The organism is Ktedonobacter sp. SOSP1-52 (genome assembly GCF_016587395.1).
The window spans coordinates 65,970-90,627 of sequence record NZ_BNJH01000006.1 but is presented as its reverse complement, the minus strand read 5'-3'; the positions used below and the strand labels follow the sequence as shown (position 1 = coordinate 90,627).

The 24,658-nt window shown below is 54.9% G+C and carries 13 protein-coding genes; 9 read left to right on the top strand and 4 right to left on the bottom strand.

What is annotated here, in order from left to right; translation table 11 throughout:
• Positions 1-157: 157 nt before the first annotated feature.
• Both JMJ16_RS45600 and JMJ16_RS45595 read right to left on the bottom strand, forming a co-directional pair.
• Entirely contained in the window at positions 158-2,029 is a 1,872-nt protein-coding gene (locus JMJ16_RS45600; protein ID WP_201392455.1) for an ABC transporter ATP-binding protein, read from the bottom strand.
• Positions 2,026-3,954, bottom strand: a complete 1,929-nt coding sequence (locus tag JMJ16_RS45595; protein ID WP_201392454.1) for an ABC transporter ATP-binding protein — start codon at positions 3,952-3,954, stop codon at positions 2,026-2,028. Before JMJ16_RS45595 ends, JMJ16_RS45600 begins: the two co-directional genes overlap by 4 nt.
• Before the next feature lie 425 nt (positions 3,955-4,379).
• On the opposite strand from JMJ16_RS45595, the gene JMJ16_RS45590 reads away from it, so the two are divergent.
• A complete protein-coding gene (locus JMJ16_RS45590; protein WP_201392453.1) occupies positions 4,380-6,062 on the top strand; it encodes a hypothetical protein in 1,683 nt (560 codons plus the stop codon).
• Positions 6,063-6,216: 154 nt separating this feature from the next.
• Positions 6,217-7,224 (top strand): YafY family protein, encoded by a 1,008-nt coding sequence (locus tag JMJ16_RS45585; protein ID WP_201392452.1) that lies wholly within the window; start codon positions 6,217-6,219, stop codon positions 7,222-7,224.
• Positions 7,225-7,263: 39 nt separating this feature from the next.
• Here the strand turns inward: JMJ16_RS45585 and JMJ16_RS45580 are convergent, their stop codons facing one another.
• Positions 7,264-8,478 (bottom strand): glycosyltransferase, encoded by a 1,215-nt coding sequence (locus JMJ16_RS45580; protein ID WP_201392451.1) that lies wholly within the window; start codon positions 8,476-8,478, stop codon positions 7,264-7,266.
• A gap of 246 nt (positions 8,479-8,724) precedes the next feature.
• Here JMJ16_RS45580 and JMJ16_RS45575 point away from each other — a divergent pair, with 246 nt between their 5' ends.
• From JMJ16_RS45575 to JMJ16_RS45545, 7 genes are all read left to right on the top strand, one after another.
• Positions 8,725-11,931: a HEAT repeat domain-containing protein gene (locus JMJ16_RS45575; protein ID WP_201392450.1), complete on the top strand. Its 3,207-nt coding sequence runs from the start codon at positions 8,725-8,727 to the stop codon at positions 11,929-11,931.
• 206 nt (positions 11,932-12,137) lie between these two features.
• A complete protein-coding gene (locus JMJ16_RS45570) occupies positions 12,138-12,722 on the top strand; it encodes a hypothetical protein (RefSeq protein WP_201392449.1) in 585 nt (194 codons plus the stop codon).
• A gap of 274 nt (positions 12,723-12,996) precedes the next feature.
• Positions 12,997-15,096 carry a PAS domain-containing sensor histidine kinase gene (locus JMJ16_RS45565; protein ID WP_201392448.1) on the top strand — a complete coding sequence of 700 codons (2,100 nt, stop codon included), beginning with the start codon at positions 12,997-12,999 and terminating at the stop codon, positions 15,094-15,096.
• Positions 15,086-15,580: a response regulator gene (locus JMJ16_RS45560; protein ID WP_201392447.1), complete on the top strand. Its 495-nt coding sequence runs from the start codon at positions 15,086-15,088 to the stop codon at positions 15,578-15,580. The genes JMJ16_RS45565 and JMJ16_RS45560 overlap by 11 nt, the downstream gene beginning before the upstream one ends.
• Complete coding sequence (locus JMJ16_RS45555; RefSeq protein ID WP_201392446.1) at positions 15,546-16,703, top strand: ATP-binding protein; 1,158 nt, start codon at positions 15,546-15,548, stop codon at positions 16,701-16,703. The genes JMJ16_RS45560 and JMJ16_RS45555 overlap by 35 nt, the downstream gene beginning before the upstream one ends.
• A 186-nt stretch (positions 16,704-16,889) precedes the next feature.
• Positions 16,890-17,483 carry a nitroreductase family protein gene (locus JMJ16_RS45550; RefSeq protein ID WP_236602010.1) on the top strand — a complete coding sequence of 198 codons (594 nt, stop codon included), beginning with the start codon at positions 16,890-16,892 and terminating at the stop codon, positions 17,481-17,483.
• A 156-nt stretch (positions 17,484-17,639) separates the two neighbouring features.
• Positions 17,640-18,812: an alpha-hydroxy-acid oxidizing protein gene (locus tag JMJ16_RS45545; protein WP_201392445.1), complete on the top strand. Its 1,173-nt coding sequence runs from the start codon at positions 17,640-17,642 to the stop codon at positions 18,810-18,812.
• A 111-nt stretch (positions 18,813-18,923) separates the two neighbouring features.
• On the opposite strand, the gene JMJ16_RS45540 is transcribed toward JMJ16_RS45545, so the two are convergent.
• A complete protein-coding gene (locus JMJ16_RS45540; protein ID WP_201392444.1) occupies positions 18,924-24,353 on the bottom strand; it encodes a type I polyketide synthase in 5,430 nt (1,809 codons plus the stop codon).
• Between the last annotated feature and the right edge of the window lie 305 nt (positions 24,354-24,658).

The following is a 24,658-nucleotide window of genomic DNA, read 5'->3' as shown; positions in this document are numbered from 1 at the left end:
AGTCCACCCCCATCCATCACAAGTGTTGTTCCCGTCGTAAGGTTATACTTTCAAAAGCTCGTCGCCAAAATCCTTCTTCTACTATCACTACACACCAAAACAGGCCCGCGAAACACGACATGCTGTTTCGCGGGCCTGTTTTGGTGTGATACGGCGTTTAGACGGCTTCGGGCAGCGTCTCCTTCACATCCGTGTGGCGGAAGCCCATCGCGTAGAGCGAGGCATAGGCACCATCAGCCTTTAACAGCTCATCGTGCGTACCCTGCTCCATGATCTCGCCCTTCTGCAAGACAATGATCTTGTCCGCGTTCTTGATGGTCGAGAGACGGTGCGCGATGACGAAGGCGGTACGTCCATACAGCAGGCGGCGCAAGCCCTCCTGCACCAATACCTCTGTGAAGGTATCAATACTGGCCGTGGCCTCGTCGAGCACCAGAATACGAGGATCGGCCAGCAAGGCGCGCGCGAAGGAGATCAACTGGCGCTGGCCCACGCTCAGGTTGCGCCCACGCTCGCGAATGACGGTATCATAGCCATCAGGCATGCCAATGATCAGATCATGCACACCCACAACCTTCGCGGCCTCCTCCACCTCGGCGTCGCTGGCGTCCAGGCGTCCATAGCGAATGTTCTCGCGAATGGTACCCGTGAAGAGGAAGGGTTCCTGCAACACGATGCCGATCTGCCTGCGCAAGGACTGCTGCTTCACCTCGCGAATATCGTGCCCGTCAATGAGCAAGGCGCCATCCAATACCTCGTAGAAGCGCGGCAAGAGACTGATGATTGTGCTCTTACCCGCGCCCGTTGGTCCCACAATGGCGATAGTCTGGCCCGCCTGGGCCGTGAGATTCAGCCCACGCAGCACGGGATGCTCTTTTTTGTAGCCAAAGACTACGTTCTTGAACTCGACGTTGCCCACGACCTCTGGCATATCATAGGCATTTTCACGATCCTGAATGGAAATTGGTACATCCAGAATCTGGAAGATACGCTCAGCGGCAACGCCCGAGCGCTGCAACTGGGTATACAACATACTCAGGTCGCGAATGGGATCGAAGAAGCGGTTGATGTAGAGCGTAAAGGCGACCAGTACGCCAACCTGTAAATCACCATGCGCGACCAGCCAGCCGCCATAGACCACCGCCAGGGCCGTCGCCACCGCCGCTACGACCTCAACTAGTGGCAGGACAAGCGCGGCCACCCGGCTCGACTCCAGGTTCGTATCCAGGTTGTAACGATTCAACTCATCGAACTCGTTACGGTTGCGATCCTCACGCGCCAGGCTCTGGATGACGCGCATGCCGGAGATGTTCTCCTGCAAGGTCGCGTTTACCAGCGAGATGGCAGCACGCGTGCGACGGAAGGAACGCTGCGCATAACGCTGCCAGAAAATGGCGATGATGACCATGATTGGCAGAACGGTAAAGGTCAACAGGGCCAGACGCACGCTCAGCGCCAGCATGGTTCCGATAATCCCCACCAGGGCCACCAGCGAACCCAGCATGGAGAGCAGGCCCGAGCTAAGCATGGATTCCATGACATCGATGTCGCTTTGCAGGCGCGACATGACACGCCCAATCTGCGTGTGGTCATAGAAGCTCAGCGAGAGCCTCTGCAAGTGCGCGAACATGTCGGCACTGATTTTATACAGGATGCGCTGGCCCGCCCAGGACATGCTCCAGATCTGCCAGTACTGCGACTGCCACATCCCCACATTTACGAGCAAAAGGACTCCGCTAATCCAGGCCAGGGCAACCAGATCGCCATGACTGATAGAGCTATCGATTGCCAGACCAATCAGGTAGGGATTCGCCAGGTTGAAGGCGGTATACAGCAGCACCAGGACACAGCTCAGAATGGTCGCGGTCTTATATTTACCAACATAGGGACCAAAGCGACCAATCAGCTTCCAATCAAACTTGCCTTCGATATCTTCATCCGAGCCCGCCAGGCTATTCTCGCTCCAGGTACGGCGAGCTGAGAGCTTATCATACAAGTCGGACTTAGGTTTACTCTTGCGCAAAATCACCGCATCGCCTCCCTTTTCTCAACGTTCTCGGCATCCAGGCGAGGATACTGCTGCTGCTCCTCGCTCGCCTCTTTCTTCCCTTTAGAGCTCTTGCGCAGGTCCTCGTCCACCTGCTGCGCGAGCAAGCGAGCTTCGAACTCCTCCTGCTCACGTAGCTGTAGATCATACAGGTGAGCATAGGGGCCATCCTGCGTCACCAGGGTATCGTGCGTGCCGTGCTCGACGATATGCCCGTCCTCGATCACCAGGATCTGGTCGGCATTTTTGACGGTACGCAGGCGCGAGGCCACCACAAAGGAGGTGCGCCCCTTCATAACCGCTTCCAGCGCCTGCTGGATCAGGTACTCCGTCTCCATATCCACGCTGGAGGTCGAGTCGTCCAGGACCAGGATGCGCGGGTTCAGCAAGAGGGTACGCGCGATAGCGACACGCTGCTTCTGGCCGCCCGAGAGGGTGACACCACGCTCGCCAACCCAGGTCTCATAGCCATCAGGCAGGCTCAGGATAAATTCATGGATGCGTGCCACTTTGGCCGCCGCGATAATCTGCTCCTCGGTGGCATGCTCCACGCCATAGCCGATGTTATCGCGAATCGTCGCGTTAAAGAGGAAGACATCCTGCAAGACCAGGCCAATGTTGCGCCGCAGTGAACTCTGCGTGACCTCGCGTACATCCAGCCCATCAACCGTGATCGCGCCATCAGTGACATCATAGAAGCGCGGCAGCAGGTGCAGCAGTGTGCTCTTACCGCTACCCGTCACACCCAGCAAGGCCACAACCTGACCTGGCTGCGCATCAATATTCACATCATGAAGAATCTGACGACCACGGGCGTAGGAGAAGTCTACGTGCTCAAAGCGCACATGGCCCTCGATATTCTTCAGTTCCTTGGCATTGGGAGCATCGGTCACCGTCGACTTAGTATCCAGCACGGAGAAGATGCGCTCAGCGCCCGAGAGGCCACGCATAAACCAGTTCACCATAAAGCCAAAGGTACGTACAGGAGTCGCCAGCAAGAGCGCGTACTGCGTCACCGCGACCAGGGTTCCCAGGCTCAGATGGTGCTGAATAACCGCGATACCACCGACCCAGAGCACCAGCACAGTCACGACGTTCAGCACAAACACCAGCAGAGGCTGGTTCCAGGCCATGAAGCGCATGGCCTTCAGGCTGTAATCACGCAGATGCTGATTCTGCTTGTCGAACTTCTCCATTTCGAACTCTTCGCGCGCGAAGGACTTGACCACGCGCACACCACTCAGGCTCTCCTGCATAATGGTGCTGAGTTCGCCATTCTCATTCTGGACAGCCAGCCAGAGCGGGCGAATACGGATCGCCACCTGAGAGGTAAAGATCGCCAGGAAGGGGACGCAGATCAGGGTCACCAGCGCCAAAGCCCAGTCCAGCGAGAAGAGAATCGCCGCCACCGTGACAAACGTGACGAGGGCCAGGGCAGCACGCATCAAACCAAAAGGGAGAAAGTTACGCACCGCTTCAATATCCACCGTCATACGCGACATCAACTGTCCCGTCTCCGAGTCATCGTGAAAGGCGAAGCTCAGACCCTGAAGGTGGTCATACATCATGTTACGCAGGTCATACGCGACCTGGTTCGAGACTGCCTGAGAGAGGTAGCCCTGTCCATATGAGAAGAGACCACGCAATGAGCTGGCCCCTAAAATCGCTACTGCGGCAATGATCAGATCAGTAAGGTTGCCATTCCGCACACCGACATCGATCACCCACTGCAACAACTGCGGCACCACCAGTGAGGCGCCAGTTGCCAATGCGACGCATACGAGAGTAGTAATGGACCAGAACCAGTGAGGGCGCAATAAGCCTAGAATACGAGTAAAGATACGCCAATTAAACTTAAATGATTCAACATACGATGAGAACAATTTTTGCTTTTTTTCTAATGGCATTGCAAGCAGGTCCTTTCTTGACATGCCTAACCGCTACGCACATCCACTCCTTCTCTTAAAAGTCTAGCCTGCAATGGCTGACAAGGGGGTGTCAGTCTTTCGATGAGATTTGAGGGGGTATAAAAAAGAGCGACATGAGGTTGCGTACACCTCGTGGCTGCACACTGGCTTTCGTTGGCTATGCCTGTATAAGCAGAAGCACATAATTCGTGCCTACCAGCCAACCTATTATCGTACATACACAGCTATTTGTCGCCTATATAAGAAAATTGGTATAGTTCTACATGGTACTGTATGGAAGCAATGGGCGTAACGGAAAAGCTTGCTGGCACGTATCTGTTTTGGCGACATCCCTGCTTTATTGCTTTAGATAAACGTCAAGAAAGGCGATTGAATACCCAATTCAATCGAGAAACTGGTCTGTTATGCGGATTCGTGGAGATAGAGTACGTTGGCTCTTCTGGCTGCGTTGGAAAATGTTCTCGCGTATGTTTACCGCCCGCCAGACCAGGCAAATTACCGGCCTGGTGCTCTCCCTTCTCATCATCGTGCCGCTCTCACTAGGCATCGCTGCTGCGACATATCTCGCGTATCGCTTCTTGCCAGCACCAGCCAACGCTGAAGTCCTAACCCTTGTGTTAAACGGCTTATTCATTTTGTGGCTCACTCTACCACTTTTCGAATACAACGTCAATGAAGGTCTGAATGTCGCGAAATTGGTCCTATTTCCGCTTAGTCGCGAAGAATTAATGCTCAGCCTGTTGCTCTCAACCTTATTTGATGTTCCCACCCTCGGTATGCTCCTGCTCTGCCTCGCGGTCATCATTGGCTGGGCCAGTTCGCCTCTCGTGGTCCTTATGTCGAGCGTGACCATGCTCATCTTCTTCGCCCAGCTTATCGGGTGTAGCCAGCTTGTACTAGCCCTCCTGGGGCGCGTAATGCAGAGCCGCCGCTTCCGCGATGTCAGCATCCTGCTGGTTGGCCTCTTCTCCTCCTCGTGCTATCTCATCCAGCAACTGGTCTTTCGCGGCCTGGGCGCACGCCAACTGGTTCACGCCCTCTATGACCAGGCCTTCTCGCGCTACCTGCAATGGCTGCCACCTGGCATGGCGGCTCAGGTGATCTTACAGGCTACACGTGGCAACTGGCTTTTGAGCTTTGCCTGGCTGCTTCCGCTGCTGGCCATTACCTTGCTTGTCCTCTATCTCTGGCAGATCGTCGTCGAACGCGCGCTTACCGCTACCGAGGGCGCTGGAGCCGTCCGTGTACGCCGCGCACCTGCTAGCCAGCGTGACCTCGCCACCGCCGCTCCCACGACGCGCTCACGCCTGACGCACTGGCTACCGGAGCAGACCAGGGCCATCGCTCTCAAGGACTTGAAGTACTACCGACGCGATCCTATGCTCCTGCGCCTCATCATTCAATCCCTGATCTCGATGGTAGTGCTGATCGTGATTACGCTTTTTAGTCCCACGCGCTTTGGCGACGGCCTGCAATCCTCCTGGACCGTGCTGGCCGTTCCCTTTTACGCGCTCTTTTTCGTCACTAGCTTTTCGCATAATGTGCTTGGCCTTGAGCGCCAGAGCCTGGCCCTACTCTTTATCTTTCCTATCAAACCTCAGCAACTACTCTTTGGCAAGAACCTGATTGCCTTTGTGCTAGGCACCCTCAACCTGCTCATAGTAATCCTGCTGGGAGTGTATGTCGCGCACAGCTGGGAGTACGTGCTGCCCGCGCTGACTATTGGGCTAGCTGGTCTGGGGATTGTCCTGGGCTGTGGCAACCTCTCTTCCGTCTATTTTCCCAGCCGTATGCCTCAGGAGCAACGCGGCTACCAGGCCAGCGCCACCACGACCTCGCAAGAGAATGGCTGCCTGCGCCTGATTCAGACCTCGGCCCTCTTCCTGCTGATGCTGGTGCTCCTGGCACCGGTGGCCGCCGCCCTCCTCCTACCCGTCTTCTTCCATATACTCTGGCTCTGGAGTCTCTCTATTCCGGCCTCCCTCGTCTACGGCTGGCTGCTCTACTTTATAACCACCCACCTGGCCGCCCAACGCATGCTCCAGAAAGCCCCCGAAATCCTCCGCATCACCACCGCCCGCGAGTAAGAAAATAGGTGTGCTGGGTGTTCCTGGGCGTTGCCCAGGAACACCCAGCACACCTATTAATCAGGCGCCGCAGACGCAAAAAGTTTTGCCATACAAAACTTTTTGCGTCTACAATACCTTGCCTTTTGGCACAGCTTCATGCCACAATACAAGTATGCAAAAAATCGAGCGTCTCGTGGCTATTACACTGCTCCTACAAGCACGTGGAAAAATGACAGCCAGGAGACTGGCCGAGATTCTGGGGACATCCACACGCACCATCTACCGGGATATAACCTCGCTTTCACTGGCTCACGTACCAATCTCAATGGACTACGGCCCCGGCGGAGGCTACTATCTACCGGCGAACTATCAATTCGATTCGACCGTCTTCACACGTGAAGAGGCGGTCTCGCTTATTTTAAGCACAGATATTGCGGGCAACTATAGTCTCTTCGCGGGAGACGACGGGCTACAGCGCGCACTCATCAAACTGGAAGCGACGCTGCCGGAGGAGTATCGCGACAACGTACGCGCCGCGCGTGAGCGTATCTTCTTTGATACCAGCGCCTGGCACTACGGGAAGGCACAGCACACGACATATCTGGAACGCATTCGTTCCGCCGTGCTAGAGGCCTACCAGGTTGAGATTCTCTATCCTTGCGTCTCGTGCATTGATAAGCCTGGCATCAAATGGCGTCGGCTTGATCCCATCGGTCTGGTCTTCAAGGGCCTGTCGCTTAAACATATTCGTTCAGGTATCTGGTATCTCGTCGCGTATTGCCACACCTGTAGTGCGTACCAGACCTTCCGCGTAGCCAATATCGAGAATATGCGTGTCCTGAATGAGGCCACGTATACTCACCATGACTTCGATCTACAAAGCTACTGGGAAGAGGAGCATATCACTATCGATGCCATTCAGGCCCCCATCAATGTCATTCTGCACATCGACGCCCAGGGCCGCCACAAGCTTGAGGGACGCTATACCATTCTGGACTCCCGCCATGACGGCAGCATCGTTGTGGAGGTCAAAATGAACTCTATCGAGAGCGCGGTCCCCTACGTACTCGCCTTTGGCACCGAGGCACTTGTGCTCGAACCCCGCGAGCTACGTGACGCAATCGAGGTCGCCGCACGCCAGATTGCCGAAAAATACCTTGAAAATAGTAAATGCTGCTAGGCCAATGGCCTAGCAGCATTTACTATTTTCTTACCTCTTTTATTCCTCGGCCCCGTGATAGGTGCGCCCACGCCACTGCACGCCCTTGCGCGAGAGCACAAGCCAGGCCGAGCGGGCCAGAATACCCTCGAAGACAGCCGCGCCCAGAGGGTGGGTCAGGGCCTGCCAGCACGGTAAGCCTAGCTTGCGATTGAGCCAGAAGCGGTACGAGAGCAGCGCCCATAACTCCAGGGCCGTCGCCTGCGTAATATCCCTCTTATTCAGACCCTTGATCCGTGCAAAGAAGAGCAGTGGCAGGAGGAAGGGCACGATGCAAACGTTAAAGAGGCCAACAAGCTGCACTACTAAGAAGGGTAGACCCCCGCGATTGCCGAGATAGGCGTTCTTGAGCCAGCCGCGCCAGATCTCGCCAAAGTTGCGATACATACGCACAAAGACCAGGCCGCGCCCGTCCAGAAAATGCGTGCGATAGCCCTGGGCTTTGACCGTACGCGCCAGGTCCAGGTCATCAAGTACGGTGGCGCGCAGGTGTGGCGCAGCATAGCCACCGATGTGTTCATAGACCTCGCGACGAATCAGCATAAACTGACCGGCAGCAATGGCAAGTGGATTGGCGGGATCATTAACCTGTCGCGGCGGATAGAGCATGCTGATACCCATATAGGCGATAGGAATCAGCACCCTCTCCCAGAAGGTGGGTAGCTCCTGCTCCGCGCCCATACTAAAGAGGTCCGCACACTCCTCCTGCGCCCGCGCAAAGGCCGAGCGCAGCGCCTGAGGCGCGTGACAGGTATCAGCATCGGAGAAGACCAGCCACGCGCCACGCGCCGCCAGTGCCCCCTGGTGCATGGCGTGTGGCTTCCCCGCCCAGCCCGCAGGGAGTTCCTTTACCTCAACCACGTGCAGTAAATCGCCGTGTGGGTGCTGTCGCTGCATAGCTTGCAGAATCTTGCCCGTCCTGTCCTGTGAGTCATCATTGACAACAATGACCTCAAATTTACCATAATCCTGCCCCAGGAGCGACTCCACACAGCGCTGAATATTGTGCTCCTCGTCACGCGCCGGGACAATGATGGAGACCAGCGGAAGATCACTAACTCTCGGGCGCGCGGCAACCGAGAGACTCTCCACCTGGTCGCTCTCGCGCGGCCTTGTGCGCCACCAGTTGATCATATAAAAGCCCGCCACCGCTATAGCATGACTCCATAACAACAGACGCGGCCAGGATTGCTTCCAGAATGAGATTTTTCGCATACCCTTGATTGATTGCTTTCTATATAATTTCTTTATTTAGATTGTATCCGAACGACGCTGCAAAAGCACGCGTTTACATATCATGGTACGAGGCTCACAGTGCCATGATATGTAAACGCGTGCTTTTGCAGCGTCGTGTACCAACCCTGGATATTGACAGGCAAACTGCCTTCGCGTACGATGCTCAAGCATACAAGAAAACATAATAGCTACTCTTTGCTAAAGAGACGTGATGGAGAAGAGAGCATGACGCTGGAAGATTTGTTACAAGAGTGTGAGACTTTAACGCATCATGGGCGCATGTACCGCATGGTGGAACTGGGCCGCCTGTACGCGCAAGATGCCAGCATCCGCGAGCTTATAACAGCCCTGGCCCGCGGCAACGTCTATGAGCGCACCCTGGCGCTTCAATCCTGCTATGGCAGCCAGAACTCAGCCCTGGCTCTCCAGGCGCTCTCCGACCCCTCGCGCTGCGTGCGCTCTCTCGCGCTCTCTCTCGCCTCAATACTATGCAGCGATACCGAGATACAAGCCGCGCTAGAAACATTAGCTAATGACTTACAAGTTGTAATCCTCACTAATCTTGCACGCCACCGCAGGCAAGACCCCATCAATGCCTACATAGAGACACTTGCGACACGCCAGGATGCACGTCTCAAGCGGTTGCTCCCTTTCGCCTCGCTTGACATCGTCACGCACCATCTTGGACAGGTTATTGACAAATTTGAGCTTGATGATTGGAAGCGCTTGACCAGGAGCCATCCAGCCTTCGCGAGCACTCAGTTACGCGCTCGTATTACCGCCAGCGATGTCCTGGATCAACAATTCATCCTGCAAGTCAATACCGTTATGCCCCTGCTTGCTCAGCTAGATCCCGATGCCGGGCTTGAGCTGGTGCGCGGAGCGCTCACGCTTATTCCCTTTCAACGCTTGAGCATACAATCGCTCGTTCTCAGGCGCCCCAGAGAGATTTTCGACCTACTCAGGCATTCAGGCCAGCAGAGCAGCATAAACTTTAGCAGGGTCATACCCATCCTGGATGCAGAGCAGATTATCGCTCTGTTTACTCATTACGCGACAAACTTTGGCAGTCACCACTTTTTCCATAAATACTTTCGCAAGCTTAAGCCAGAACAGCGCCTTGAGATCTATACTGCCTGTGCACGTGGTTGGCGCGATAAAGATGGTATTTTACCATTAGACATTATCAAATCTCTGCCGACTGTTCAACGTATGCAGGAGGCACGCCGCCATATAGCGCTTCCGGCGCTGGCAACATCCCCTATCTCCAGACTACGCTATGCCGCCTTCCTACCCTGGGATGAAGCCCAAAACCTGGTGAGTAGTTATTTGAATATGCCTGACGCCGATCTGCGCGCCGCGGCTCTTAGCGCCTTGATTGCCTCAGCCCGCTATCAGCGGGAGCGCCTCGGTGATGTACTGCAACTTGTACGTGCCCGTCGCTACGAACAAGATCCTGTACGGCTCGCTTTACTTAATGCGCTTTCGGAGCTGCCACGTCATATCTGGTCCGCCACAGACCTGGACAACCTTGAGCAGATCATCCTTGATGCCCTCAATGCCCGCGACCTCTCAGCCGCTAGCGCAAACAAGCTTGAGCTTATCGTGCTACAGCTCTTTACCTTCCATCCAACATGGTGCGCAACGCAACTGACCAATGTCTATCGTAAACGCGGATACACGAGCGTCACTAAGCTCTACACCTATATCAGTAAAGCCCATACACAGCTCTTCGCAGATACACTCCTACCGTTGATAAAGGAATGGAAAGGACGCGAACGCGAGGCCGCGCTAGCAAGTCTGGCAAACGCCTTTGGTCCGCGCCTGCACGTGTTGGATAAATTGGCAGATATTCTAGAATCCCTGCTTGATCAGACACGTCAATCCTCAACCATGAATGCAGTTCTCCAGCTCTTCGCCAACTATCAAAAACAGCGCCTATCTACCCTTATTCCACAATTGCTGGAGCAAGATAAAAGCTGCATAACGCTAGCCCCTGTCTCCGCCTATCTCCATCGCTGGCGGCAAGACCTGCTGACGCCCTTCCTGGGACAGCAAGCCTATCGAGGTAGATTTAACACTGGTAAGACGCGCTATGTCCTCTCCTTTGAAAAAGGCTTCCACCGCTGGACACCAACGCAACAGGAACTCTTTGCACTCACACTACTTGAGATCGCCAATGATGAGAAGCGCTCCACATCTTCTTTAACCTATACTATTCACCAGTTGGCGGCCATGCCAGCGCTCGACCCGGCTTACCTCATTCCCTTCGCTAGCGACAAGCGTGAGCCAGTACGAGATACGGCTCTGCAAGTATTAGGTAAGTTGGATGCTGGCCAGGGTATTCCAACCCTACTTGAAGCCTTGAATGACACACGCGCACGCATCGCTATTTATGCTCTGCGCCAGGCCCTACTCTCATTGCCACAGGCTGAAGCGCTCAAGATTCTACGCAGCGTGCCAACCACCCAGGTTACAGTCGCTAAAGAGACTGTACGCCTGATCGGAGAACTGGCCACAGAGGAGGCGTATCGCGAATTGCTCACACTCAACACACATGAGCTACATCGTGATGTACGCGTGGCCCTCTTGCGCGCTTTCTGGTCCTATCTGGAGCGCGATGAGACCTGGGAGATATTCAACCAGGCGGCCCATGCCTCCGATATTTCCATCGCGCGTGGCGTGATCCAAATTCCTGCCGATGGGCTCTCACCTCAAACTCAGAAACACCTGGCAATCCTGCTCGCCACCTTACTTAACCACCCAGATCCCGTTGTGCGTACGCATGTGCTTCAGCGCTGCATGCATCATCCAGTAACCGATACTGAGCATACCCTGCTTACCCATCTCTCTGCGCTGCTGAATTCTCCACTACCAGGTGAATGTGCGCTCGCCTCCAGAGCCTTTTTTGCGATCTATATGGGAAGAGATGTCAACCTTGTCGGAGAAGCTATACGCCAGCTCCTCAATAACCGCCAGGCGTTATATATTGCCTACAACAATTATCTGCCCACGCTACGCAACGATCAACGACGCCTGGTACCCACCACGCGGGCCATCTTAAGCGCACTCGCCAGTGATCGGCTTACCATATCCATGCGCCTTAACCTTATTATTCAGGGCCTCCCCTGGTCGGAGGTAGCACCGGAAATTATGCGCCTGGCAAAGGATCTGCACCCTGATGCCCTGGCAAGAGCAATACAGGCTATCGAAGGGGTCGCGAAACGCCCTGATATTGATTTAGCAACCCTGGAGCAGGCACTTGCAAATAGTCGCGACGAGCGTTTACGTCGCCTCGCGCTCGCTGCTCTCATCACGCAAGGTAGGCAAGCCAGTGGTTGGACAGATGAACGAATCAAACGCCTGGAGCGCTATAAAACCGATCCCTCACCCCTGGTCGCTGAGACCGCGCAATTTACCTTTATCTCCTAACGCAAAGTGTGATCGATAGGCTTCTCGCCTCTATGCAAAAAGCTTCAACTGGAATATATATCGATCACACTTCTTCCTCCAATACTACCGCACACACGCACCTTGAGAGAAGCACTCAGAACATAGCCAGCCGCACCGAGAGGCGCTATGCTTGTTATGGCAAGAAATAGGAACGAACCTGAGCGCGCTTCAAGGAGGGAATCTCGATGCTCAAAACTATCCTGAAATACTGGCTGCTAACCGCTATTATTATCTCTGGTCTCTTTGTCATCATGTACGGTCTGGCGCAGCAGGTCGAGCGCCTTGGCGCGGATGATCCGCAGATCCAGATGGCCGAGGATGCAGCGGCACGCCTGGCAAGCGGGGCCTCTCCACAACAGGTGGTGCCTACGGAGAAGGTCGATATCGCTACCAGCCTGGCTCCCTACCTTATCGTTTTTGATCGCGACGGCAAGCCCCTTGCTTCCTCCGCGGAACTCAATGGCGGGACTCTTACTATCCCCTCGGGCATATTTGAGAGTGTAAAGCAACAGGGGGAGGATCGGATCTCCTGGCAACCACAACCCGGTGTCCGCAGCGCCATCGTTGTCACCCAGATAAAAGGGGGAGCAGGCTTTGTGCTGGCTGGTCGCTCCCTGCGCGAGGTAGAGAAGCGCGAGAACGGCCTTGAAGAAATCGCCCTTCTTGGCTGGGGTGGTCTTCTACTTGTGACGCTTCTCGCGATGTTTCTCCTCTTCTGGCGTCCCCTGAAGGGCGCATCGCCAGTTGCTACGCCTCTAGCTCAAGATTAAAAGACTCTGAATATATCGTACTGTTTCTTGCCAAAACCACTAACCTTTTGCTACCGTAGACATACACATTCACAATCAAAAGTAAGGTTCTTTCCCCAGCCTCATCTATTTGCGCTTCCCTTACGTGTTAAATAGTATGTGTCTCAGACACCGGCTATGAGAAACCCTATTCGGGCCATTTCCCATCTTTTTCAGCACCACCCGTCTGCGAAGACGCCAAAGTGCCCATCTCATCTTTATAGGAAACATAGGGAAAGGGAGAACAAACAGACGCATGACACAAAATATGCATACTTCCTCCTCGCAAGAAGATCCAGGCTCTATTTCACAACTCCAAAACAACGTACGCCAGGCTGAGCGTCGCTTTCAGGCTGTCTTCGACCAGGCCGCTGTCGGAATGGCTCTGATCTCCCTTGATGGGCAGTGGTTACAGGTCAATCAGAAACTATGCGATATTCTGGGCTATACACGCTTAGAGCTTCGTCACATGACCTTTCAGGATATTACTCATCCCGATGATCTGGATGCGGACCTGGCTTATGTTCAGCAGTTGCTGGCTGACGAGATCGAAACATATGCCATGGATAAGCGCTATTTTCGCAAAGATGGCTCTCTCGTCTGGGCACATCTTACGGTCTCCCTGGCTCGGGATAAAACCGAAGCAGCGCAATATTTTATCTCAGTCGTCGAGGATATTACCGAGCGCAAGCGCCTGGAAGAGGCGCTCTATGAGCAGCAAGAGGCCACGCGTCAGATGGCGGAAAAGGCTGAGGCCGAGCGTGGACGCCTCTATGAACTCTTTACTCAGGCTCCGGCCTTTATCTGTCTACTTCAAGGGCCACAGCATACGTTCGAGTTCGCCAATGAACACTATCGCCGCCTGATAGCAAATCGAGATTTCCTGCATAAACCTGTGCGTGAAGCTTTATCAGACTATGATCCACATTTCTTTGAGCTACTCGACACTGTGTATACCACCGGAGAACCATATATTGGCAAAGAAGTGCTCGTTTATAACAGCGGTCAGGAAAGCTATTTTGATTTTGTCTACCAACCTACTCGCGACGCTCTGGGCAAGATCGATGGTATTCTTGTGCATGCAGTCGAAGTCACCGAAAAGGTTCATGCCCGCGAAAACATTAAGAAAAGCGAGCAGCGCCTGCAACTGGCACAGCGCGTTGGGCGCATAGGTACCTTCGAGTGGAATATCCCCAGCAATAAAATCATCTGGACGCCAGAGCTAGAGGCACTCTATGGCCTACCAGCAGGTGGCTTCGAGGGCCGGTACGAGAACTGGGCACGGCGCGTTCATCCCGATGATATCGCGGCAACCGAAGAGAATCTACAACGTGCGATGGCTGGCGGACCTCCTTACAACGTAGAGTTTCGTGCGATCTGGCCTGATGGTACGACTCACTGGTTGCGTGGTATGGGTGAGATCACCTCCTACGACGACCAGGGCCGTCCCCAGGAGATGGTTGGCATTAATATTGATATCACCGGACGCAAGGAGACTGAACAACAACTGGTAGATATGACCCAGGAGCTACAGGACTTCGCCAGCATGCTGGAGGACCGCGTCAATCAGCGAACAGAAGCTCTGAACCAGACCAATAAAGAGTTGCAGCGAAGTAACCAGGAGTTACAGGAGTTTGCCTACGTCGCCTCCCATGACCTACAAGAGCCGTTGCGCAAAATCCAATCCTTTGGTAATCTCCTGGAAGAGGACCATGGTAAGGAATTGGGTTCGGGCAAAATGTACCTGGATCGGATGCGCCAGGCCGCCGCGCGTATGCAGATCTTAATCAACGATCTGCTTACCTTCTCACGCGTGACAACGAAAGCCCTCCCATTCTCTACCATTGATTTAAACCAGATTGCCCAGGAAGTCGTAGATGATTTAGAGGTACAAATCCAGACTACACAGGGGGCAGTCGAGATCGGCCAGCTACCCACCATCCAGGCCGATCCCGTACAAATGCGTCAGATGCTACAGAACTTGATCGGAAACGGGCTTAAATTTCACCAACGCGACGTTCCACCTGTAATTACCGTGTCGGCTGAACTTCTTCCCGCGACAGAAGAAGAAGGACAGGCAGAGAATCCTGCACCCGCGTATTGCCAGCTTACCATCAAGGATAACGGCATTGGCTTCGACGAGAAGTACCTGGATCGCATCTTTATTGTCTTCCAACGCCTGCATGGCAAAGGGCAGTATGAAGGAACAGGGATTGGCCTGGCCGTGGTGCGCAAAATTGTCGAGCGCCACGAGGGCACAATCAATGCTTCCAGCACCCTTGGCGAGGGTTCAACCTTCGTTGTAACCCTCCCTATTTCTCACGCAACACAACAGGAGTACACATATGACGAATAAAGAGACCCTTGTCATTCTAATGGCTGATGATGACGATGATGATATTTTGTTAGCCCAGAAGGCCCTGGAAAAAGGCAAACTACTCAATCCTCTCTACACAGTCCATAATGGCGAAGAGTTGCTCGATTACCTCTTACGTAGAGGCGAGTTTACAGATCCAGCCAATGCGCCACGCCCGGGAGTCATCCTGCTTGACCTCAATATGCCCCGCATGGATGGGCGCGAGGCACTTAAAGAGCTGAAATCTCACGAGGAATTGCGTGATATCCCCGTTGTGGTCTTTACTACCTCAAAGGCGGAAGAGGATATCTATCGCTCATACAAACTCGGAGTAAACTCTTTCATTACCAAGCCAGTTACCTTTGAAAACCTGATTGAAGTAATGCAGATGCTGGGAAAATACTGGTTTGAGATTGTCACTCTACCTCCTGAAGAAAAGAATAATGCGTATGACGATACCAATAATCAGAATTCTGCTCATTGAGGATGACGAGGAGGATTTTATCCTCCTCCGCAAGCACCTCTCGCGCATCTCGGGAGTGCGCTATGAGCTTGAATGGGAAACCTCGTATATCCATGGCCTGACGCACATGCTTGAAGATACCCAGCATGATCTCTGTATGCTTGACTATCGCCTGGGTGCTCACAATGGTATTGAACTGCTGACAGAGGCCCGCGAACGTGGATATGTACGTCCCATAGTTCTCCTCACGGGTGCGACTGAAGGCGAGATCGATATCCAGGCTCTACAGGCTGGCGCGGACGATTACATTGACAAGGGCCATTTGCAGGGCGAACTCCTACATCGTATCATTCGCTATGCCATCGAGCGTAAAAAGGCTGAGATTGAGCGCGAGAAGCTGATCAGAGAAACGATGGCGGCTCAGGAACTGGAGAAACGCAAAAATGAGTTCATGAGTATGGTAGTTCATGAGGTCAAAACGCCACTCACCAGCATCAAGGGCTATGCTCAATTGCTCAACAAACGTTACAAGCGCTCAGAAGATGATCAGGCCCTGCAACTGGTAAATCGCATGAACGCCCAGGTCTCTAAACTCACCAGCCTGCTCGATGACCTCCTCGATGTCACACGCATCTCTGGTGGAATGCTTTCGATCTCCGAGGAGTTTTTCCCCTTCGATGAGCTGGTAAAAGAGATCGTAGAAGATCTACAGGCAATCAATGAGCAATTTACGCTTGAGTTGGAAGGCGAGAGTGGCGTTACAATTTGGGGTGACCGCATGCGCCTTGGCCAGGTCATTACCAATTTTCTGACCAACGCCATGAAATACGCCAGTACTAGCCAACGCGTCGTTGTGAAGACCCGCCTCTCGGATCAGGATGTAACGCTCTGTGTACAGGATTTTGGTCCGGGCATTGCTAAAGATGTCCAGGAGAAAATTTTCACGCCTTTCTTTCGCCAGGAACGCCCCGAGCAACGCTCAATCCCGGGCCTGGGACTTGGCCTGCATATCGCCTCGGAGATTATCAGACAACATGAGGGTCGCATCTGGGTCGAGAGCGAAGAAGGCCAGGGCGCAACCTTCTGCTTCTCCCTCCCCCTTGAGCACAAGGAAAGCATCGTCACCCAACCCGAAACTGTGTAGGGCAAGGATAAGGGGCATGTATGTGGAAAATGAACTTAGCTCGTTTCCCACATACATGCCCCTTATCCTTTTGACGCAGATCTAGCCAAAGGGCTTGACAACCTCGTAGGCTTATGGTGAAATAATACAAGCGACTAATAATAAGTAACCTATATACGCAAATATATGCAATAGAGGAATAGAATAGTGACAACAACAACCCACCATAAACCTGCTGACAACCTGCATCCCATCCATGATTTGATTCGTCATCGCTGGAGTCCTCGTGCCTTCTCCAGTCGCTCTGTCGAACAGGAAAAGCTCGATAGCGTCTTTGAAGCCGCGCGCTGGGCCGCTTCCGCCAACAACATGCAGCCCTGGCATTTCATCTACGCAACTAATGAACAGCCAGAGGAGCACGCTCGCCTGACCTCGATTCTCTTTGAGCGCAATGCGATGTGGGCGCAGAAGGCCCCCGTCCTGGTCCTCGTCGTAGCCAAACTCTACGAAGCTCCTGGCAGAGAGACGGTCAGCTTCTATGATGTGGGCATGGCCTCTGGTGCCCTGGTTACGCAGGCGGTCGATCTTGGACTGGCTACGCACCAGATGGGTGGCTTCGACGCCAGCAAGGCTCGCGAAGAACTCAACATTCCCGAGGGCTATGTCCCCCTGACCATGATCGCAATCGGCTATCCCGGTCACGCTGACGACCTATCTGACGACTTCCGCGAGCGCGAACTGGCTCCTCGCGTCCGCAAAGAGCAGAAAGACTTCGTCTTCCAGGGCCGCTGGAACGGCTAATCCTACACTCATACTTATAATAGTAGGAGGGAGTCGAGCGCCGCTTGACCCTCTCCTACTATTATTTTCGCCCTTTTTTCTTGTGTGATGGGGTAGCTATAAGGCATACTTAGAGTGGTGGCGACACCGCTAACCGCACAGAGAAAGGATGACGACATGAGTTCTCTACCCCCTCCCTCTTCATATGGGCTACAGCGCCAGTTTCAGGTCTATATGGCTGGCCTGCAAGGTCAACGCCCCAGTCTGCCAGTTGATCCCGAAGCCCTGGAGCAGGCCGCGAATAGGGCAATGACGCCCGAGGCTAGTGGCTACCTCAATGGTATGGCGGATAGCATGCGTGCCAATCTGGCGGCCTTTCAGCGCTGGCGCATCGTTCCTCGCATGTTGCGCAATGTGGCAGAGCGCGATCTAAGCATCCAACTTTTCAATAAGCGCTATCCAGTCCCGATCTTGCTCGCGCCTATCGGTGTCCAGTCAATTGTCCATACGGAAGCCGAGACAGGGGCCGCACGCGCGGCGGCCTCGGTTGGCCTGCCCTTTATCTTCAGTACAGCCTCCTCGACGCCGCTCGAACAGGTGGCACAGGCAATGGGCGATGCGCCACGCTGGTTCCAGCTCTACTGGAGCAAGGACCCGGAATTCAATCAGAGCATTGTTCAGCGAGCGGAACGGGCCGGGTGCGAGGCTATCGTAGTCACGCTTGACACATATCTTCTAGCCTGGCGCCCCTCTGATATTCAAAACGCCTATCTCCCCTTTATCCTGGGCCAGGGCATTGGCAACTATCTGAGCGATCCCGCCTTCCGCAAGGGCCTCTCACAGCCGCCCGAGGTCAATCCCCAGGAAGCCATTCAGCGCTTTCTCGCTATTTTCACCAATCCCTCCCTGACCTGGCAGGACCTGGCTACCCTGCGCCAACAAACAAGGCTCCCCATCCTGCTCAAGGGCATTCTCCATCCCGATGACGCGCGCAAAGCCATCGACGCCGGCATGGATGGTATGATCGTTTCCAATCACGGTGGCCGCCAGGTAGAGGGCGCCATTGCCTCGCTCGATGCGCTTCCCGCCATCTCCGAGGCGGTACGGGGAGAAGTTCCCATCCTCCTCGATAGCGGCATCCGGCGGGCATCAGATGTACTTAAAGCCATCGCCCTGGGAGCGCAGGCGGTCCTCCTTGGACGCCCCTACATGTGGGCTTTGGCTCTAAATGGCGAACAGGGCGTTCGCGAACTACTGGCCAACCTGCTTGCCGACCTGGATCTCACCCTGGCCCTCAGCGGCTACACCTCCTTTGCCGAGGTCGATACCAAGGCCGTCGTGCGCATGTGACGACTCCACATGACTGGTGGAACTTTGCCAATGAAAAAAAGTGATAGGCCCCAGTAGCCGCGTATGCCAGTAGCGGGTACATTGCCCGCTACTGGCATACGCGGCTACTTGCTACAATTGTTCGCTGACCTGGGCGATAAGTTGCTCGAAGGTCACGCCTTGCAGGAAGGTGGTGACTGGCACGGTTATCTTCAGATCAGAGTTGATGCGGTTCTTGAGTTCGACGGACATGAGCGAGTCAATGCCCAGGCGGTTGAGCTGCTGCTGCGCGTCAAGCTTGAGCGAGGTGTGGCCCAGCACACGGGCGATCTGCGCGCTGAGGTACTGGCTGAGCGTTTCCCGGCGCTCCTCGTCGTTGAGGTCAGTCAGTACCGCGCGCGTCACGCCTGCGTTCTGGATTACGCTGGCTTCCTGGGCTTCTGTGACCAGGCGCGTGAAGAGTGAGGAATTGCGGAGATCGGGATAGAACTGACTCCACCTGGGCAGGTCAAAGGACATGACGCCGACCTGCGGTGGACTCTGGCGCAGCAGGCTTCCCAGGACCGCTAGCCCCTCCTTTGGCTTCATACTGGCAAAGCCACGGAAGTCCAGGCGCTCTCCTCGATCACCCTTTGTCGCCTGGCCGATCTCGCCCCAACGCCCCCAGTTGATACAGAGCGCGGGACACCCCTGCCGCCTGCGGTAAAAGGCCAGCGTATCCATGAAGGCGTTCGCCGCTGCATAGTTGCCCTGTCCCGGCGAACCGATAAGCGAGGCTGCCGAGGAGAAGAGGACAAAGTAGTCCAGCGGGTCTTCCAACGTCAGGCGATGCAAGTTCCAGGCGCCATCAACCTTGGGCGGCATCACGCCCAGGAAGCGCTCCTGGTCCAGTTGCAGAAGAATGCTGTCATCCAGCACAACGGCAGAGTGGAAGACACCACGCAGGGGTGGCATAGTCTGGCGTATCTCGCTGAGAGCACTCGCCAGTTGCTCTTCCAGGGCTACGTTCACCTGCATAGCGCGCACCCTGGCACCCTGGCTCTCCATGACTTGAATGGCCGCACTGGCCTCCTCGCCAGGGGCACGCCTTCCCATAAGAACGAGATGGCGCGCTCCCTGCTCAACCATCCACTGCGCGCTCCGCAGGCCGACGCCACCCAGGCCTCCCGTCACCAGGTAAGTTCCATCAGCGTGGAAGTGTGATTGATTCGTCGTTTCCGGCTCCGCCAGGGTGGCATGCGCCAGGCGAGCCAGGTAGCGTCTCTCGCCGCGCAAAGCCACCTCGTCCGCGCCGGCATCTGACCAGATTTCGCGGAAGAGCGCCTCAACAGTGTGCTCGTCGGTTGTGGCATCGAGGTCTATGAGCGTACTGTGAAGGTCCTCATGCTCGTAGACGATGACGCGCCCCAGGCCCCAAAGCTGGCTCTGCACTAGCGCGCTTGAGGTGTCACGTGCCTCTATTCCCTGAACGCCGCTCGTGACGATCCAGAGACGCGTGGAGTGCTCGCCTTTCGTGGCGTTTACAGCCTGAATCAGATGCAGCAGGCCGAGGCTAGATTGCTCCATGTCGGCATAGAAAGCCTGAGACGCCAGTTCTTCACTGGCCGGTTTCGTTCCCAAACCCCAGAGATAGACGATGCCGAGCGCCTGCGTACCATATGCATCATAGACCTCGTGAAAGAGCTGGTGGAAGTCAGCCGCCGAGGCTGCTGCCAGCTCATAATGCCCCATATCTATTTGGCTATAGGAATCGCCTGGAGTAACAGTGAGGCAACGCGCTCCAGAGGCTCGCAAACGCTCAGCCAGCGATTGTCCTGGTCCTTCTGGCTGGCTAAAAAGTAGCCAGGTGCGCGGCTGCGCGGACTGTTGTATAGCGTTCAGGGCCTGCTCTTCCCATTCAATGGTGTAGAGCAACTGGTTGAGGCGCTGACGCATGAGATCCTGCGAGCCGCTGTCCAGCGACTGCAAGCGGAAACCCAGCACCTCCAGTAAGACCTGGCCCTGCTCATCCAGCAGGAAGATATCTCCCTCCAGTATACGGGGATCGCGATTCTTCTCCATATCCACGAGCACGTGCGACCACAGGCTAGCCCCAGAAACGGGCCGCTGGTAATACTTGATACACCTGGCTTCCACCGGGACATAGCTATCATCATTCTCCTCCGGCAGGAAGGGCGTGATCGCCTGGAGAATTGAGTCCATCAGCGCCGGGTGAATCTGGTAGCCAGCCATATCGAAGACTACATCTTCTGGCAGTGAGAGGTGCGCCATAACCTCGCCTGGGCGCCGCCAGACATGCGTCACGCCCTGGAAAGGCTCACCGTGTTGAATGCCGCGGTTACGCAATCCCTGATAGTAGATCGGCGCCTCCATAGCTAAGGCCCAATCACGCTGCACCTCTTCGGGAATTGGATGCATCACACTCTCAGGGCTGAGTACCTCCTCTATACGACGCACGGTAACCCTGGCATGCTCGCTCCAGGTGCGCACCTCACTGCTCTGCCCCGCCTGAGTACTGAAGAAACGTAGCTCCATGTATCCCGACTGTTGTTCAGGTGCCATAATAAGCTGGAGTGTGAAGGGGGGCACGTCTTTGGGGAAGAAGAGCGCTTGTTTTAGTTCCAACACCTCCACCAGGAACTGCTGGGGACCAAAGATCTCTGTGGCCGCCGCCAGGGACAGTTCAATATAGGCCGCTCCCGGTAGCACCGGCACATCGTAGACTCGATGCTCGCCCAGGTAGGGGAGGATGTCCGGGCCAATCTGGGTAGTCCAGAAATAAGTGTCAGGATGAAGCGCCGACTGCGTGCTCAGCCCCAGTATCGCATGAGTCACTGCGTTCCTGGTACCCTGATGCTGAACTGGCGAGCCATAGAAGTAGTGTTCGGCATTGGAGTTCCAGTAGCGCTGGCGCTGCCAGGGGTAGGTTGGAAGAGCAACATGCTGAACGCTTGTGGGAAACAACTTGGCCCAATCAGGATCATATCCATGGGTATACAGCGTTCCCAGAGTCCCCAGCAGGGCCGCGCGACCTTCCTCCTCACGCCGTAGCGAAGCCAGGGCCAGGCCAGACATTTCGTACTCCTCCAACGTCTGCCTGATGGCTCCAACCAGGATCGGGTGCGGACTCATCTCCATAAAGACATCAATACCCTCCGCCAATAATGCCCTGGTGGCTTGCAAGAACAGCACGGGCTGGCGCAGGTTATCTACCCAGTAGGGGGCCACCAATTCAGCGCCCTGAAGATAGGCACCGCTAACGGTCGAGAACATAGGTATCCGGGCCGTGCGAGGCTGTACACGCTGCATCAAGGCCAGCAGGTCATCGTGTAAGGGGTCCATCTGTGGGCTATGCGAAGCCACATCCACGCGCACGAGGCGTCCAAAGATACCATTGCGTTCCAGCAGAGCCAGAATCTCGGTTAGCGCCTGGGGGTCTCCCGAGAGAACTGTTGAGTGAGGGCTATTGCTTACCGCGACGGAGACGCGTCCCTGGTAATCACGCACGAAGGCCTGCGCCTGGCCCATTGAGAGTTCTACGGCGGCCATCGCACCCTTGCCACTGACGTGTAATAATAGTTGACTACGCGCACAGATGATCCAGGCAGCATCCTCCAGACTCAGCGCACCCGCCACATACGCGGCTCCCACTTCGCCCATTGAGTGACCAACAACCACATCTGGTTCGATTCCCCACGAGCGCCAGAGGGCTGCCAGGGCCACTTCGATGGCGAAGAGTGCCGGCTGCACCACGTTGATCTCATTGAGTCGGGAATGCGCCTCGTCTGCCTGCAATTGCTCCAGCAAAGACCAATCGACATAGGTACGCATAACCCGGTCGCACTCCTCAATCATGGCTCGAAAGACTGGTTCGCGCTCCAGCAGATCGTGCCCCATCCCCAACCATTGCGAACCCTGGCCGGGAAAGATCCAGGCCACGCGGGGCCGCTGATCGTTGCACTTACACCCACTCATAATCTCCAGACCCGTCTCGCCGCGCGCAAACGCCTCAAGCTTCTGGCATACATCCTGGCGCGAGTGGCCAACGATGGTCAATCGTTGCTCAAAGTGTGAACGATGCTCGCTAGCTGTATAGCAGATGTCGCGCAGAGCCTGATCCGCGTATACCTCATCTTCGAGATGCTGAAGATACTTCGTCACCAGGTCTTGTAGCGCCTGCGTATTCTGCGCTGAAAGGGGCAGAAGATAGCTGGTCGGCTCAGCATCCGCCGCTAGTATGGCAGGCTCGCGGACAGAGGCCTCCTCCACAATCACATGCACATTTGTTCCGGCGATACCGAAACTGCTCACACCCGCCAGGCGTGGACCCTCGCTCTCGGGCCAGGGCGTCAGCTCCGTCGGCACCTTCAACGCGTAATCATCCCAGGGAATTTTTGGGCTGGGTTCTTGAAAATGCAGGTTGGGCGGGATCATCTTGTGCTTAAGACAAAGTACGACCTTGATCAAGCCCGCGAGACCAGCGGCTCCCTCAGTGTGACCGATATTGGTTTTCACTGAACCTACCAGCAGCGGCCTGGCAGATGAGCGACCAGCGCAAAGGACGCTGCCCAATGCATTGATCTCAACCGGGTCACCAGCCTGCGTGCCTGTGCCATGTGCCTCGACATACTGCACCTGTAGCGGGTCGAGACCCGCATCCTTGTACGCCAGGCGCAGGCCAGCCTGCTGTCCCTGTACGCTTGGCGCCATAAACAGGTCGCAATGTCCATCATTATTAGAAGAACTACCACGGATGACGGCGTGAATCTGATCACCATCCGCCAGGGCCTTCTCAAGCGTCTTCAAGGCTACCACACCGGCTCCCTCGCTACGCACATAGCCATCGGCCCTGGCATCAAACGCCTTACAATGCCCATCGGGAGCCATCATACGCCCTTGCGAGAAGCCAATGGTATGATCAGGATTCAGGATAATATTGACACCCCCGGCCAGGGCCATAGTGCAGGCACCTGTACGCAAGCTCTGGCATGCCAGGTGGACCGCGACCAGCGAGGAGGAGCAGGCGGCATCAAGGGCCACACTCACGCCTTGCAGACCGAGAGCATATGAAATACGACCAGCGGCACCACTACGTGCATTCCCCGCCGTGCTATAGACATCGAGATCGGTTGGATTGCGGAACTGCCTATCCCAATAATCGCTAGTAATCACACCAATAAAGACTCCAGCAACCTCGTCACGCAGCTTTCCCGGCACCAGGCCAGCGTCCTCCATCGCCTCCCATGCCACCTCGAGCAATAAACGATGCTGGGGGTCCATACGCGAAACTTCGCGTGGAGAGAGACCAAAAAACGCGGCGTCAAACTGATCTACCTGGGCTAAAAAACCACCAAAGCGGCTCATCACTTTCCCCGGCGTCGCGGGACGCGAATCGTACACAGCATCCACATCATACCGATCACGTGGTACCTCTGCAATCGCATCTCCACCCTCAGCCATTAATTTCCAGAATGCATAGAGGTTGGGTGCTCCAGGAAAGCGACAGCCCATACCAACAATAGCAATCGCATTTCCGGGTACATTGGACAAAGTGGTACTCAAGCTTTAGATATCCTTCCTGGTTACAGATCATAACAACTACTATTTGACGCATACTACTTTTCTTGTGTATTACCGCTGTAACAAAGCAAACAGTCAACATACATATTTGCATATAAGAGGCTGCAAAGATGCAAACATATTTTAACTAAATTTTTATAGCAAAATATACTTACATATGCTATCTTATACTACAAATATGGCAATATCATAATAACATATTCCTAAGGAGGTAAGATCCCTAACATAATCTTTTCCGCACAATTACCTTTACTGCTGATACGAAGACGAAAGAGAAGCGATCAGGA

Coding starts and splice junctions, on each gene's coding strand:
- JMJ16_RS45580 (WP_201392451.1), bottom strand. CDS start 8,478: ATGCGAAAAATCTCATTCTGGAAGCAATCCTGGCCGCGTCTGTTGTTA.
- JMJ16_RS45590 (WP_201392453.1), top strand. CDS start 4,380: ATGCGGATTCGTGGAGATAGAGTACGTTGGCTCTTCTGGCTGCGTTGG.
- JMJ16_RS45555 (WP_201392446.1), top strand. CDS start 15,546: ATGACGATACCAATAATCAGAATTCTGCTCATTGAGGATGACGAGGAG.
- JMJ16_RS45575 (WP_201392450.1), top strand. CDS start 8,725: ATGACGCTGGAAGATTTGTTACAAGAGTGTGAGACTTTAACGCATCAT.
- JMJ16_RS45585 (WP_201392452.1), top strand. CDS start 6,217: ATGCAAAAAATCGAGCGTCTCGTGGCTATTACACTGCTCCTACAAGCA.
- JMJ16_RS45560 (WP_201392447.1), top strand. CDS start 15,086: ATGACGAATAAAGAGACCCTTGTCATTCTAATGGCTGATGATGACGAT.
- JMJ16_RS45565 (WP_201392448.1), top strand. CDS start 12,997: ATGACACAAAATATGCATACTTCCTCCTCGCAAGAAGATCCAGGCTCT.
- JMJ16_RS45595 (WP_201392454.1), bottom strand. CDS start 3,954: ATGCCATTAGAAAAAAAGCAAAAATTGTTCTCATCGTATGTTGAATCA.
- JMJ16_RS45570 (WP_201392449.1), top strand. CDS start 12,138: ATGCTCAAAACTATCCTGAAATACTGGCTGCTAACCGCTATTATTATC.
- JMJ16_RS45545 (WP_201392445.1), top strand. CDS start 17,640: ATGAGTTCTCTACCCCCTCCCTCTTCATATGGGCTACAGCGCCAGTTT.